Source organism: Wolbachia endosymbiont (group A) of Yponomeuta plumbellus, from assembly GCF_947251575.1.
GTDB classification, from domain to species: Bacteria; Pseudomonadota; Alphaproteobacteria; order Rickettsiales; family Anaplasmataceae; genus Wolbachia; species Wolbachia pipientis.
The window spans coordinates 896,167-910,735 of the sequence record NZ_OX366353.1 but is presented as its reverse complement, the minus strand read 5'-3'; the positions used below and the strand labels follow the sequence as shown (position 1 = coordinate 910,735).

Below are 14,569 nucleotides of genomic sequence, written 5' to 3'. Positions count from 1 at the left end.
CCTCCTCCTGATTTTAACCTTTTACAATTTTTACTCTTATTTAAACTCTTTGCATGCTTTCATTATAAGTCCAAGTAACTGAATTTTCCAAAAGAGAAACTCTACACTCCGCCTCTAACACCACTTACCTTCTGCTGTATAGTTTCTACATCTAATGATGAACTTGGTAACTGAGTATCACCTGCCCCACGATGCAATTGCGTGTTTCTAACTCTCATAAACAGCTCATATTCTGATTTATCTTCTTCCATAATAGAGTACATTTGCTCTTGGCTAAGGGAGTTAACAATTTCAGATAATATTTTAACAGCTTTATTTCCCTTAATAAGAGAAGCAACCAAATCTCTGGTTGATGAGAGTTGTTCGCTTAGCTTATTTAAATAGTGTTGTTTATGAGACTCAAAGCCAGGACTATTCCACATAGAGGTAAGCATATCACTACCAGATTTGATAAAATTATCATCTGGTGCAGAAACAAGCGAGTTTAATGCCGAAAACATTGATGTACTATAAGCTTCAGGAGATAAATCTTCTGGCTTTAAATGTTCAAATAGCTTTCTAGCATTTTCGAAAGAATGGTTTCTTCTTAATATACTTAAAGTATAATAACACCCATGTTGTTTAAAATCCCTTTTCAATAACTCATGATACTTATCTTCATGAAGGTAACGTAGACAGAAATCAACCATACCAACATCGTCAGTGGAAAAACGCCCTTTATTATATGCTACCTCCATTAATAAATCTTCTTTCCTTTTTGGGGATACAGAACCAATTGACTGTAACTTATTCCAGAAGAATTCCAAAGCTTCAACATGCTTTTCCAGCATTGCACATTTAAAAGCGTAAACGTATGGATGCTCATTATTTAATTCTAACTGATGTTCCTGGTTATTCATAGCATGTGACCAGTAGACCATTAAAGCCCCGTTATCACATCCCTTAACTAAACTCTCTACTGGCTTATTACCTAATGTTAATTTAAATTCCTCAAAAATAGCTCTTATCTCGTCTTCAAAACAACACCAGCAGGCAATTCTGTAACGGTCAAAGGAATCAAGAAGAGATTTCTGTTCATCTTCAGTTTTCAAGTCTAACAATTTTTTCCCTAGTGCATACCTATCGAGTTTAATATAACCTAAGGTATCATCGGCTTTCCAACAAATTTCGCTTTCTAAAATTTCCTTAATAAATGGTGTTATTATTGTCCTATCCCATTCACGCAATAACGTCTGATATGTAATACAATACCTCTTAATTTCTAATTCCTTGAATCCTTTATGAGGATCGTTTTCTTTGATAGATGTTAGTAATACCTTTTGTACATTTTTGTAATCCATACTTACCGCCCTAACAAGATTTAATATATTTTAGGCATATTGCTCTACCTTTAAAACTTTGTCAATTACTATTTTAGAAAAATTTTCTAACCTAAAGTAGTCTTCAGTAAAAGGCTTAATATACAGTCTTTTGTTCACTTTTTAATTCTGTTTTTTATAAGTCTACCTTAATTATTCTTCCGCAAGTAAATCAATATTAATTCAGCAAAATATATTATTAAAATCTCAAGCAAATTAACCATTTCCAAGACCCAAAACCAGGGGCGGTGAGAAGTGTTTTTCTTGGGATGGGATGGTCTACCAAATGATCTGTGCGAACTTTTTTATATTATAATTTTATTATATGCCAAAACCAGCTACATTGGCTCACTTTCGCTAAATCCACATACGAACTAATTTCCCTGACTTTGTTGCAAAGATTGCAAGTTCCTATTTTCATAACCCTACTTTTACGTAGCTTGTTCTCACAAAGATACGATCTTTTTGGGATCTTTGAAGAAGTAAATAATTGAAATCTTTGTAATACTTGGTTGCAATGTTTTTTAGAGACAAAAGGTATTTTCCTATATCTGAATACAATAAATTTGTAATTCTGAAAAAATATAAAACTATTGCTAATTATAATAATTGTGTAATAATTAAAACATAAGTTTTTAAGTTAAGGTAGTGTTATGGGTAATCAATTGGAAGAAGTATCTAATCCAATAAATATTCAAGCAGATTTAGAAGAGAACAGTATGGTTGATGGAATAGAAAAGCGGTCAAAAGAACAAGGTTTTTATGCAACACAGACAATACCAATTTATCAAGTTAATCAAAATATTACGTATTCATATTTAGCTACGCTCGATAGTCACTTAAAAACAGATGAGCATTGTGTACACGAAAGTAATATACATACTGACTTACTTAATTTTGCTTTTCATGGTTCCTTAGAGAAAGTTCAAGATCTATTAAACAAAGGAGCTAGCGTTGAGACAGAAGACAACGATGGTAACACGCCTTTGCATTTTGCTGCTAGCAAGGGCCACTTCGTAATCGTTGAAGCCCTGTTAGAAAAAGGGGCTACTGTTGAGGTAAAAAACAATGAAGGCGCTACTGCGCTGCATATTGCTGCTCAGATGGGTCACTTAAACGTAGTTCAATTTCTGCTAGATAATGGTACTGATGTTGATGCGCAAAAATATAATGGTGACACTGCCTTACATATTGCTGCTGAAGCAGGCAAATTAGAAGTAGTTCAATTTCTGTTAAAAAGAGGTGCTAGTTTTGAGATACGAGGTTATCAAGACTGCACTGCTTTGCATTGTGCTGCTATAGGGGGAAACTTGAAAATAGTTCAGTTTTTATTGGGCAAAATGAATAATGCTGACATACGAAAGAATAGTTTCAAATGTGTCTTGCATATTGCTGCTCGAAAGGGTTACTTAGAAATCGTTAAAGCTCTATTAGACAAAGGTACTGATATTAATGCAACAAACTATGACGGCGATACTGCTTTAAATGAAGCTGCTGGATGTGGTCGTTTGAAAGTAGTTCAATTTTTGTTAGACAAAGGAGCTAGTTTTGAAGCACGAAACGAAGAAGGATGCACTGCTTTGCATATTGCTTGTGAGGTGGGCTATTTAGGCATAGTTAAAGCTCTGTTAGAAAAGGGATCTGATGTTAATGTAGTAAGCAAAAAAAATGGCGATACTCCATTACATGAAGCTGCTAGAATGAATCGCTACGATATAGTTGAATATCTTGTAGAGGAAGAAAAGGCTACTATTGATGTAAAAAACTTTAGATGTGAGACTCCTTCCGATTTGGCGGATTCCAATGGTTACAAAGATATAGTTAAGTATCTTAGTCTTCGAGTAAGGGAGTGTCCCAAAACCTCGGGAAGTCTGGCTGACAATAAAAATGTGATACAGTATCAAAAAGTGACAGAAAATAAACACCTAACTATAACTAATAGAGCAATAAAGACCAGTTTCTGTGTAGGCATAATGACCATGTTGACAAGTGTAGCTATTGGATGTATTGCTATTCATCTTAGTTTATCAATATCAGCTACTGCTGCATTGATTGTTGGGGCCATTGCTGGTGGCATTACATATGCAGTATTAAAGCCTAGTAGTAGGCTAAATGAATGTGAAGTGAATAGGCAAAGCTTACCTCAAATGCCTAAGGACGAATGTTGCATGTCATATTAGTTCTTGCATTTTATGTCATGCGTGTAAAAATGGTGCGTAGTATTTTTAACCGAGGTGGAGTTATGGAATTGAATAAATTGCAGGAAGTATTAAGTACTGCTAACGCTGATGTTGGTTTAAGTAAGAGTAATGTAGTTAGTAAAATAGAAGAGAGATTAAAACAAGTAGATCCAGGTACATTGTGCCAATTAAGTTTTGCTGTTTTAAAAAACAACAAACAAATGGTAGAAACCCTTATAAAAGGAGGAGCTGATGTTAACACAATTGATGCGTACAATCGTGATCCATTATATTATGCTATCTCACAAGGGAACACAAGAATGGTAGAGATCCTAATAAAAAATGGAGCAAGTGTTAATAAGAAGTATAATGACGGAAGCACTCCTCTACATCATGCTGTCTTGAGCCAAAAAATAAAAATAGTAGAGTATCTTATAAACAATGGGGCTGATGTTAATGCGTTAGATGAAAAACGGCGCACTCCATTATACTTAGCTGGACGAAGTACACAAATGGTCTCGATTCTCATGAAGAAGGGAGCATTCCCTTTACTGGAAAACAGAGATATTGAATTTTTAAAGGATCTAGCTAAACGCATTAAAGATGATGATACAGAGTATTTAAAGGAGGTAAAGGTAGAACAGAAGGAGGGGCGGGTAGATGATAAGTATGAGTCAATTAAATACTCGTTGCTGCTTAGTGATAACAGCTCTTTTGACCTCTATTATTAAAAGGGAAAAATTCAAAAATTTAATATCTGATTGGTCTTTCAACGTACCTGATTTAAAAGATAACCAAAAAAATTTGAATAAGGCACTGTTAAATCTTCTTACAGACTTTCCATTTTGTGACATTACAAGGTTTGAGGACTTTTTACACGATAACAAAGGTGATGATCTAAAAGCTGTTCTCAATCTTCAAAGGGGAGAATCCAAATTGACAATACTACATGTAATACAAGGTATGGAGTATTTAGCAGTGGAAAAAGACATAGGTTGTGCAGTTAGTGCATTTATGACTTTACTTTTAAAATCTGGTGCTGATCCTAACATAGTTAACAGTGAAGGGCAAACACCTTTGCACTATGCTGCTTATTATAATACTTTAAATATACCTTTGCTTCTGAAAAAAGGAGCACGTAGTCAACCTGACAGACAAGGAAAAACTCCTCTAGACATTGTAATTATTAACAAAAAACCTTTTGAAGTGAATCTTTTAGAACAGATCTTTTTAACTCAGGAGCAATTGGAAGCAAAAAATGATTTAGAAGGTGTTTGCGGTCATAGCTTTAACACTAATCGACTAAGAAAGTTTTTCAATCAGCACAAAGGAAATGAAGGTCTTAAAGAGATTCTCAATCTCCGTGATTGCGAAGGAAAGTCTCGAGTTTTTCAAAAGATTAGGGAGGCTTGTTATGGTAATGAAACTCATTTCAAAGAAGCAAAAAAGTTGCTGCTAGAAGCAGGAGCGATTGATTACGAAGAGTGGAAGGACAAAAAACGTTTGCCTAAGCTTAGAACTCTATGGGATGATTTAATATTAGATCAGTCGGAAAAGTTGAAAATATTTTTGGGTAGGGTAAATAAATCCAAAGATATAGATGAGTTAAAACGCGTTGTAAACGAAGCTATAGAACTTGGGGTAAGGCTGAACTTTCCTAACCAGGGTAGTATATACGGAAAGGTATATGAAAAGGAATATAGTTTTACAGATTTTGTGATAAGAAAGATTAGTGAATTAAGAAAGAGTTCCGAAGGTTCAAGGAATATAGAGGTTGCTAGTGGTATAGTATGTCAATTGATATCAAAAGGGGCAATTTTGTACAACATAAGCAGTATATATGTAATTGACGAACTGGAAGAGTTTGAAAGCCACAAAGCTAATATGAAAAACGCTTATGCAGATTATGAGAATCGTGCTTTAGATTTCATAACAATCGTTCAAAGCGCAACAAGTGGTAAGGTAAGAGACGTAAAAATCGACAACTCTACTCTCTGTCTTGAATATTCACAGGATAGTAAAGTAGATGTTGCAAAGATTACAAATGGAGCAAGGGGTTTAGGTATCACTCAGGAAGGTGTACAATACGGAAGAAATATAATAAAGATAGGTAAGAGTGAGGTAGAAATTATAACGGAAAACGCTATAAGGAATTATGTAGGCCTAGCAGATGGTAGTAATATAGTATTGACTTTCGATACTGGCTTGGGAGAGTTGGAAGTGAGATTATACCCTGATAAGCAAAATCTAATAAAGGTAGAAGTAGAAGATCAAGAAAAGTGGAAAAAATTACAGAATTGTGAGGAACGAATAGGGGAAAAATGTTTGCTTGGTGGGTGTTCAGTACGTGATGCTATTGAACGAGGTTTTTTTACTAGATCTGGAGAGTTGATTCGTTCTGAAACAATTAGTCAATCTGATGCAACAAAAGTGGGCCCTTGGGCAAAGCGCGAAAAAATGAGAAAAGCTTCAAGTCTTGAAGAAACAGTAGGCCGTTCTCTATAATGAAGTGATGGTGATGTTAAGTTAACATTTTAAAAGATTTTTTGAGAAATTTGTCTTATTTGTATCTGTTCAGCCTGTAAAAGACAAGATTTGATCTGACAGACAAGAATTAACTGACAGAAGAATTGAGGTAGTCAAAACTAATATCAGGCTCTTGTGTAATGCTACTAATATTTTTCTGAAAAGCAATATATTTGCTATCAAGAAAAGTTTGCATAGGCGTTTTGCCATAGCAATATTTACCCGAGTGAGGTCTTGTCTCATTATAAGAACGCAACCAATGATCAACATCAATCTGTAGATCTTCCAAAGAACTGTAGATTTTCTTTCTAAAGATGATATTGTAACACTCATCTTGCATGGTTCTATGAAACCTTTTACATATGCCATTAGTCTGTGGAGAGTTGGCTTTAGTTCTAGAATGATCGATGTTTTCTATGCCCAAATAAAGCTGATAAGCGTGATTTTCGGGCTTGCCACAGTACTCCGTACCCCTATCAGTTAAAATGCGTAATAATGGAATTTTCTGCTCATCAAAAAATGGAATAACTCTATCGTTGAGAAGATCTGCAGCTGTAATAGCTGTTCTGTCCGTGTAAAGTTTAACCATTGCAACTCTGGAATAAGTATCAACAAAAGTTTGCTGATAAATGCGCCCTATACCTTTGATATTGCCCACATAATAGGTATCTTGAGAACCCAAATAACCTGGATGTTGCGTCTCAATTTCACCATGAGCTTCCCTTTGTTCTTTCACTTTTTCTAAAGCTGCAAGTTGTTCTTCAGTTAAAATGATTCCGTCTTGAGCTACTTTTGTCTCTAGTGCTTTAAGTCTCTTTTTGAGAGTTTCAAGGTCATTTCTTAGCCATACAGACCTTACTCCTCCCTGAGAAATTATTATACCTCTTTTTCTCAGTTCATTTGCAGCTCTTTCTTGCCCATATGCTGGAAATTCTGTTGCTATACCAATCACTGCTCTTTCTATATCGTCGGAAACTCTGTTTGCTAATAGCGGTTTTTTTCTTACTTATTTCATGTAATGCTTCCTCTCCTCCATTTTCATATAACTCCTTAAAGCGATAAAATGTATCTCTTGAGTATCCCATCACTTTGCATGCTTGAGACACATTTCCTAGTTGTTTTGCTAGTTCTAATAATCCTAGCTTTGGTTTTAATATTTTTGTCTGTATTGTACTCATATCTAACACTCCTTTATTTTTATTATTTTTAACTTACTTTTTTAAAGTGTCAGGTCAAGTCTTATTTAATACACCATCCTCCAGCTCAACTATTCCTTTCTTTACTAAATAACAGACGTATTGCTTTGAAACTCCCAGTTCCCTTGCCCATTCCGTCTGCGTGATTTTTCCTCCTTCCACTTTTTTCTCCTTTCTTTTACCGTTTTTCTTCTTGAATTTGTGCAAAGGTTTTGCCAGTATTGGAAAGTATCGCTTCTCTTCCCGTGTATACTTGCCAACGTTTTATGGTCACATCTACAAACGTAGGATCTAGCTCTATCGTTCTACAGATTCTTCCTGTCCTCTCACATGCAATCAACGTACTCCCAGACCCGCTAAATGGATCAAGAACTATGTCCCCTGGTCTACTGCTGTTTACTATCGCTCTCTCCATTAACTCCACTGGTTTCATCGTTGGGTGCAGTGAGTTGTACGTTGGCTTATCGTAAAACCAGAGATCACTTTGATTACGTCCTCCATGCCACTCACGCTTATTGCCATTTTTCCAACCGTAGAATATTGTTTCGTATTGTCTTTGATAATCAGATCTTCCTAGCGTAAAATGATTCTTTGCCCAAATTATAAATGTCGACCAACGACCACCTGCTTCTTCAAATACCTTTTGCAGCGTTGCCAGCTCGGATGATGATGCACAGATGTAAATTGCACCTTTGGTGTACGCTAAAACGTGAGAACAAATGTCATACAGAAAAAGTTCGTATTTTTCACCTTGATCATCGTTTAGTATTTTTTTGTCTTCTCTTTCCTGACTGTCACCATATGCTAAGTTATACGGAGGGTCACACACGGTAATATCTGCCATTTTATCGTCTAATACCGCTTTAAATGATTCAACCAGACAACTATCACCACAGTAGATTCGATGACCACCTAAAATCCATAGATCCCCTGGTTTTGTTATTTTTACCTTTTTGCTATCACCGGCTAAGTCGGAAAAATCTTCTTTTTCACTGTTTTCTCCATCTAAATCATCAAGAAAACGTTGAACCTTTTCCAGCTCAAATCCGGTCATTTTAAGGTCAAACTGCAAATCTTCTAACTCTTGAATTTCCACTTTTAAAAGATCATCGTCCCACTTTGCCCAGTTAGCTGATTGATTGGCAAGTAAACGAAAAGCTTTGGTTTGGGCTTCACTTAAGTTATCACTGAGGACTACGGGAATACTCTCCATACCCAGTTTTCTTGCTGCTTTGAGGCGTAAATGACCATCAACCACAGTGCCATCGCTTTTTGCAACTATTGGGATACGAAAACCAAATTCCCGAATAGAGGCACACATTCTGTTTACTACATCGTCATTCTTGCGAGGGTTACGATCGTATTCGACAAGATTTTCAACGGGGTAATAGTGGATTGCTAAATTCATATAATTGCTATGTTTAAATTCTTAATAACTTGTTAAAAAGTTAATAATCAAAATACGTCTGACGCTAGAGAGGGCCCGGTGTTTCGCTCCCAAGTCCGCCAGTCTGGCCGAAAGGACCCACTTCCTATGTGTTATCTAGCATATTAAAATCTTTACTAAAATTATTAACATAGAACATCAATGCCAAAGCATCAGCTTCATTATCGTCTTGAGGGAAAAAACCTTTGCCCCTTACAGCTTCAATAACTTCACCCTTACTTGCATTGCCTTTGCCTGCTATGAAACGTTTTATCGTCTTCACCGGAACACCTTTGTATGGTATATGATGCTCTTCACACCAAGCAGTTAAAATGGCAAAAAAACCACCATAACAATGTGCAGCGTCAGTACCTAAATGTCTTCTCACTTCTTCAAAATACACTGCTTCAATATCTGAAAATCTTTCCCTCATCTCATTGAGCCACCTACGAAAATTTAAGAAGTGCATTCCACCTCCGCTGAAACGGCTACCATGAAAGTTTTTGCTCCCACTTTGAATTACTCCATCTGTAAGAATAGCCCAGCCGGTTTGTTTGCCGAGGTCTAGTGTTAAGATTGACATTTGCTATAATTTAAAACTGCAAGTAGCACTAAATATCATTTGGTTCCTTCAAAATACGCTATGAATGGATTTTTATTGGCCAATGACAAGAATCTTATGCTACTACCTTAGTTAGGACTTGCTATTATATATATTCACCGATTTTACAAAAACTGTTCACTTTTTTTTAATTTTTCTTTGCAAAGCGTAAAAAACGTGCTAAACTCACCTGTGAGTTTACTATACAGCAATAGAATTGCTAAGAATGCCATTTATTCGAGTTCTAAGGGGCATTATATGCGTTCTTTGGTAATGGTAGTATTTTAGTACCCTAAAGTTACATCTAGCTTTAAAACAAAGTTTTTGCCTCATCTAAAAAAATATAAAGCTGTTTCTTCTCAATTACGTAACTTACCAAAAACCTAAATTTCTTTTGCTTTCTTCAATCTTTTCTTGTTTGCCGAATTTAAGCTTTTGTGTTTGAAGCACATCTACACTCAATGCCCCTATACTCCGGATTTCTCACCACTTTTTCCGGGATTTTCTGAAAAAAAGTTAAAATAATTTGAATGCAGCTAAGAAATTAAAAAGAGCCTAAACTTTAAGAACCCGCTAAACGGAAGTCCGACCTCCTAGACACCTTACTATTTGAGTTGTTTCCATTTTGGAAATAACTGTTTACTGGAGCTGAGAAGAGGTCACATGAATTTTTGATAAAACAGATACTTCCCCTCTATCTAGCTCATTAATAAGTTATAATAGCCCTCTAAAGACGTTTTAAAGAATTTAGTTGCAGTAGAGACAATTAATTGGTTAAATTCCTATTGATGATCAATGGTTTGTTTGTAAGTTATAGGAGATAGATAATGGATGAGAATAAGATTGTATTTTATACTACTCCAGGTGGAAATATAGAAATTGAAGTTTTATGCAGAGATGAAAATCTTTGGCTTACGCAAAAAAGGATGGCTGAATTATTTGATGTACAACTGCCAGCTATTAGTAAGCATATCAAGAACATATTTGAATCTGGTGAATTACAGGAAAAAGAAGTTGTTTCCACTTTTGAGGTAACCGCTGCAGACGGTAAAAATTACCCAACACAACTTTACAATTTAGATACAATTATAGCTGTTGGTTATCGAGTTAATTCTAAAAAAGCAACATTATTCAGAGTATGGGCTACAAAAGTTTTGAAGGATTTTATTATCAAAGGATTTGCTTTAGATAGTGAACGACTAAAAAACGGGAAAAAGTTTGGCAAAGACTACTTCGAGGAGCTATAGCTCATAAATTTCCTGCAGCTCAAGGAAAAACTAAGATAGTCAAAATATTAATACAAGTAGGCAAAACGGGTAAATTGAATCCGGTTGCAAAAGTAATTCCAATAAATATAGGAGGGGTTCTCATTACAAGGGTAAATTTGCATAATAAGGATGAAATTAAGCGTAAGGACATAAGGGAAGGAGATATTGTAACAATCAAAAGGGCAGGAGATGTGATTCCTAAAATTATAGATGTAGATAAAAGTGCTCGTTCTCGAAAAGCACCAAAGTTTGTTTTTCCTGATATTTGCCCGGAATGTGGCAGTAGAGTTGATGACTGGGAAGCTACGATTAGATGTACCGGAGAAAACGTTTGCCCAGCACAGCGAATAGGAAAGTTAAAACATTTTGTGGAAGTTCTTGACATTAAAGGTTTTGGCGGTAAACAAGTGGAGTTCCTTTATGACCTTGGTTTGATAAGGAAAATATCTGATATTTTTGCTCTCGAAGAAAAACTCAAAAATTTCAACTTAAGTGAACAAAGGGGATGGGATAAACAATCCATATTTAATTTATTGCACTCTATCAACAGCAAAAGAACTGTAACGCTTGAAAAGTTTATAACTTCTTTGGGAATTAAATTGGTCGGACCACACGTAGCAAAATTACTAGCAAAACATTATCAATCTTATGAAAATTGGATGGCTCAATTACCTTATGATAGAGAAGCTCCTGATAAATTAATGATAATAGGCGTAGGCGAAGAGACCATAACTTCCTTGGAGGAATTTTTCTCTGATGAGGATAATGTTGAAATGGTAAAGAATCTCGCCTCTCAACTAAAGATTGAGCCTGTAAGTGCTAAATTCCCCTCTTAGCGGCAAAACAGTGGTCATCACAGGAGAATTATCAGGAATGAAAAGAAAGGAAGCGCAAGCAAAAGCCGAATCTTTAGGTGTAAAAGTTAGCTCTAGTGTGTCCAAAAATACGGATTTTGTGGTTATAGGTAAAGATCCAGGGTCAAAGTATCACAAAGCTTTGGAGCTAGGTGTTGAAATTTTAAGTGAGGAGGAATTTAATAAACTAATCATGAGAGAAAAATAAACGCTATTATTTCCTATACCTTCTTCATCACTGAAAGCCTCAAATCAACAAGTAGCAATTTTCTTTTCGTTAGATTGCAGCTCAACTGCGAGAAAAATGTACATAAAAAAGAGGCTTACAGCAGATGCCCAAAACTCTACAACAATCCGTTTTGTCGAAAACTAAAATAATCGTCGCCTGTAATGATAATATGATCAAGAAATTTGATACCTACACTATGACACGCTAAAGCTAAACTCTTAGTCATGGTTTTATCAGCTTCAGATGGTTTTTCACTTCCGCCGGGATGGTTATGTGAAATTACGATTGATGTTGTATTTTTTAATAATGCTTTTTTTATTATTTCCCTTGTATAGACAGGCGCCTGCCAGCAAATACTTCTTCCCCTATCAAATGGCACCCTTGATTCAAATACATTATTGTAATATTCTCCTTATCTGAATAGCCGATACTTACCCTTAAATATTCTATAAGCTTATCTAGGTTATCTAGTATCGGCCCTTTTTTTAGCTCTTCCTTTAATACCCTAGTCAAAGTTTCCTTGACACAAAAAATCATTGAAACTGTAGAGTCTGCTACACCTTCTATACTTTTCAGCTCATCCATTTCGCGACCTAAAATCCTTCCTATCCCTGTACAAGTATCCACTAGGTTTTTAGCAATTGCTTGAGCCTGGGCCCTATCATGCACTGCACTCAGAAATGTTTCTATTATTTCACGATCAAGCAGAGCCTTCCCTTTGCTTTCCAAGATTCTGAATTCTATTTCTTTTTTACGTTTATTTTCTTCTTTACTTTTATTCTAATTATTCATATAATACACCCTTCACTAATAATAAATTATTTTTAAATGTTTACTATTATTTTCTTAGCAGTATTGGCATGAAGCCATAGCTTACGGGTGAAGTCAAATCAATTTTTCAATTTTTTTTTGTTTATTTTTTTATGAAAAAGTATAAGATATTAATAGCTGCTAATTTCTTTAAACGATGTCGTTGTAGATTCGTATTTTTATACACCAAAAAGCGTATCTTTGATGTCTCCTACAGCTCCAAATTCATTGTCATCCATTTCCTGGGCTTGTAAGGTGCTTTACAGCATGGTTGATAAAAGATGTACAAAAGGACGTCTAAAGTAGAGGATGCTATTCTAAGATGATCTCTGACAGCCGTTTTCTTCATCAACGCATTCAAAACTTAAAAAAATAAAAAACTTGAACATTTCTTCACAATTGTGTATAATTATTAATGCTTTTTAGGTTTTTTTCTCATGGCTCTTTCGAAGTTTCTCGACCCCAAAAATGATATATCTTTTCGCCGTATCTTCGGTACTGAAAAAAATAAAGATATTCTTATTCACTTCCTCAATGATATCCTTGGCTTCACTGACAAAAGTGCAATAAAGGATATAGAGTTTCTAAGTACTATTCAAGACCCTGATATTGCTGCTAAAAAGCAAAGTATTATTGACGTTCTCTGTAGAGATGAAGATGGGGTGCAAGTGATCGTCGAGATGCAGGTCGCTAAAACTAAAGGCTTTGAAAAACGTGCCCAATACTATGCAGCTAAAGCGTATTCAAGACAAGCCGATAAAGGTGATCAATACCAAGACCTTAAGGAAATTATCTTCATTGCTATAGCAGATTGTATCCTGTTTCCGGACAAGTCTGAGTATAAATCAAAGCATACTATTCGAGATGAAGACACTAATGAGCATGATCTAAAAGATTTCTATTTTATATTTATTGAGTTGCCAAAATTTCCAAAGAATAAGGAAGATCAGTTGGAAAATATAGTTGAAAAATGGGTTTATTTTTTTCGATATGCAGATGAGACTAGTGAAGAAGAGCTGGAAAAAATAATAGGTAGTGATGTAATAATTAAAAAGCCCTATGAAGAGCTAAATAGATTCAACTGGTCAGAGAAAGAATTTATTGCCTATGAACAGGAAATAAAACGTATTCTTGATGAACAGGCTGTCCTCGCTCAAAAACTTGATGATGCTACTGAAAAAGGTAGAGAAGAAGGCATCCTTATCGGACATGAAAAAGGCAGAAAAGCAGAGAAAATTGAGGTCGCAAAGAATCTACTAAAAGCAGGTGTTTCTATTGATATTATAGCTCAAACTACTGGTCTTACAGCTAATGAAATTAAAGACTTAAGCTGATTCTATCTTTGGATGTTTAGATGAACATCTTTGTACTAGATGAAAACCCAGAGATTGCGGCAAAAATGTTATGTGATAAGCATATAGTAAAAATGCCATTAGAAACTGCTCAGTTATTAAGTAATGTTTTTTCAATAGCATTAAAAGCGCCAAATCCTTTTGTTAGTGTCATAGATCAGGATATAGAAGTTCCATATAAACTCACTCACAGCAATCATCCTTGTTCTTTGTGGGCTAGGCAATCGAAAGGAAACTTTTGTTGGTTGATAGAGTATGGAAAAGAATTGTGTAAAGAGTATACACAGCGATACAAAAGGAAGCATAAATCAGAGGAAGTAATAAATTGGTGTGATAGTAATAAGGATTTACTCATTTTTCGATCAACTGATATGCAAGCTTTTATACAAGCACTGCCGGATCAGTATAAATGCAGCAGTGCTGTGGAAGCTTATAGGAGATATTATCTCAAGGAAAAGATGAGATTTGCTAAGTGGGAAAATGGCAGAGAAGCACCAGATTGGATAATCTGCTACACAACACCACAGCTAATACAGCTCATAAATAGAGAAGCCATCCAAATCGGACATGAAAAAGGCAGAGCCGAAGGCAGAAAAGCAGAGAAAATCGAAGTTGCAAAGAATTCACTTAAGGCCGGTGTCTCTATAGATGTTATAGCTAAAATGATCGGCCTTTCTATTGATTACATTAAGGACATTCAAGAAGAAAAGTTTTAGCCATAACGTTTTTTTATTAAGTCCTCTATTCTAGTAATTTTTATGTTGCAATC

At 35.3% G+C, this 14,569-nt stretch carries 13 protein-coding genes and 2 pseudogenes; 8 read left to right on the top strand and 7 right to left on the bottom strand.

The window, feature by feature from the left end; all coding sequences use genetic code 11:
• Positions 1-101: 101 nt before the first annotated feature.
• Entirely contained in the window at positions 102-1,340 is a 1,239-nt protein-coding gene (locus tag OPR39_RS04540) for a hypothetical protein (protein WP_265039231.1), read from the bottom strand.
• A gap of 671 nt (positions 1,341-2,011) precedes the next feature.
• Between OPR39_RS04540 and OPR39_RS04535 the strand changes: the two genes are divergently transcribed.
• Genes OPR39_RS04535 through OPR39_RS04525 form a run of 3 tightly spaced genes read left to right on the top strand, consistent with a single transcriptional unit; the run spans position 2,012 to position 6,043 of the window.
• Positions 2,012-3,538 (top strand): ankyrin repeat domain-containing protein, encoded by a 1,527-nt coding sequence (locus tag OPR39_RS04535; RefSeq protein WP_265039229.1) that lies wholly within the window; start codon positions 2,012-2,014, stop codon positions 3,536-3,538.
• Positions 3,520-4,269 carry an ankyrin repeat domain-containing protein gene (locus OPR39_RS04530; protein WP_265039227.1) on the top strand — a complete coding sequence of 250 codons (750 nt, stop codon included), beginning with the start codon at positions 3,520-3,522 and terminating at the stop codon, positions 4,267-4,269. Before OPR39_RS04535 ends, OPR39_RS04530 begins: the two co-directional genes overlap by 19 nt.
• Entirely contained in the window at positions 4,199-6,043 is a 1,845-nt protein-coding gene (locus tag OPR39_RS04525) for an ankyrin repeat domain-containing protein (protein ID WP_265039225.1), read from the top strand. The genes OPR39_RS04530 and OPR39_RS04525 overlap by 71 nt, the downstream gene beginning before the upstream one ends.
• Positions 6,044-6,152: 109 nt before the next feature.
• On the opposite strand, the pseudogene OPR39_RS04520 reads toward OPR39_RS04525, so the two are convergent.
• The 4 genes and pseudogenes from OPR39_RS04520 to OPR39_RS04505 all read right to left on the bottom strand — a co-directional run bounded on the left by OPR39_RS04520 (position 6,153) and on the right by OPR39_RS04505 (position 9,269).
• A pseudogene (locus tag OPR39_RS04520) lies at positions 6,153-7,242 on the bottom strand (IS481-like element ISWpi2 family transposase).
• 60 nt (positions 7,243-7,302) lie between these two features.
• Positions 7,303-7,422 (bottom strand): annotated as a pseudogene (locus tag OPR39_RS04515) (MarR family transcriptional regulator); the annotation flags it as partial.
• Positions 7,423-7,438: 16 nt separating this feature from the next.
• Positions 7,439-8,668: a DNA modification methylase gene (locus OPR39_RS04510; protein WP_174517000.1), complete on the bottom strand. Its 1,230-nt coding sequence runs from the start codon at positions 8,666-8,668 to the stop codon at positions 7,439-7,441.
• Positions 8,669-8,792: 124 nt separating this feature from the next.
• Complete coding sequence (locus OPR39_RS04505; protein ID WP_015588906.1) at positions 8,793-9,269, bottom strand: crossover junction endodeoxyribonuclease RuvC; 477 nt, start codon at positions 9,267-9,269, stop codon at positions 8,793-8,795.
• An 845-nt stretch (positions 9,270-10,114) separates the two neighbouring features.
• On the opposite strand from OPR39_RS04505, the gene OPR39_RS04500 reads away from it, so the two are divergent.
• The 3 genes from OPR39_RS04500 (at position 10,115) to OPR39_RS04490 (ending at position 11,617) form a co-directional block, all read left to right on the top strand.
• Positions 10,115-10,534, top strand: a complete 420-nt coding sequence (locus OPR39_RS04500; RefSeq protein WP_255498676.1) for a virulence RhuM family protein — start codon at positions 10,115-10,117, stop codon at positions 10,532-10,534.
• Positions 10,535-10,608: 74 nt separating this feature from the next.
• Complete coding sequence (locus tag OPR39_RS04495) at positions 10,609-11,391, top strand: helix-hairpin-helix domain-containing protein (protein ID WP_174516999.1); 783 nt, start codon at positions 10,609-10,611, stop codon at positions 11,389-11,391.
• Positions 11,372-11,617, top strand: a complete 246-nt coding sequence (locus tag OPR39_RS04490) for a BRCT domain-containing protein (RefSeq protein WP_174516998.1) — start codon at positions 11,372-11,374, stop codon at positions 11,615-11,617. The genes OPR39_RS04495 and OPR39_RS04490 overlap by 20 nt, the downstream gene beginning before the upstream one ends.
• Before the next feature lie 136 nt (positions 11,618-11,753).
• Here OPR39_RS04490 and OPR39_RS07275 read toward each other — a convergent pair whose 3' ends face one another.
• Complete coding sequence (locus OPR39_RS07275; protein WP_255498674.1) at positions 11,754-12,017, bottom strand: JAB domain-containing protein; 264 nt, start codon at positions 12,015-12,017, stop codon at positions 11,754-11,756.
• Positions 11,957-12,367 (bottom strand): JAB domain-containing protein, encoded by a 411-nt coding sequence (locus OPR39_RS07270; RefSeq protein ID WP_255498673.1) that lies wholly within the window; start codon positions 12,365-12,367, stop codon positions 11,957-11,959. Before OPR39_RS07270 ends, OPR39_RS07275 begins: the two co-directional genes overlap by 61 nt.
• A gap of 518 nt (positions 12,368-12,885) precedes the next feature.
• On the opposite strand from OPR39_RS07270, the gene OPR39_RS04475 reads away from it, so the two are divergent.
• Both OPR39_RS04475 and OPR39_RS04470 read left to right on the top strand, forming a co-directional pair.
• A complete protein-coding gene (locus OPR39_RS04475) occupies positions 12,886-13,782 on the top strand; it encodes an Rpn family recombination-promoting nuclease/putative transposase (protein ID WP_265039223.1) in 897 nt (298 codons plus the stop codon).
• Positions 13,783-13,802: 20 nt separating this feature from the next.
• On the top strand, positions 13,803-14,516 hold the full coding sequence (locus tag OPR39_RS04470) for a pyrimidine dimer DNA glycosylase/endonuclease V (RefSeq protein WP_015588934.1): 714 nt from the start codon (positions 13,803-13,805) through the stop codon (positions 14,514-14,516).
• Positions 14,517-14,569: the final 53 nt, after the last annotated feature.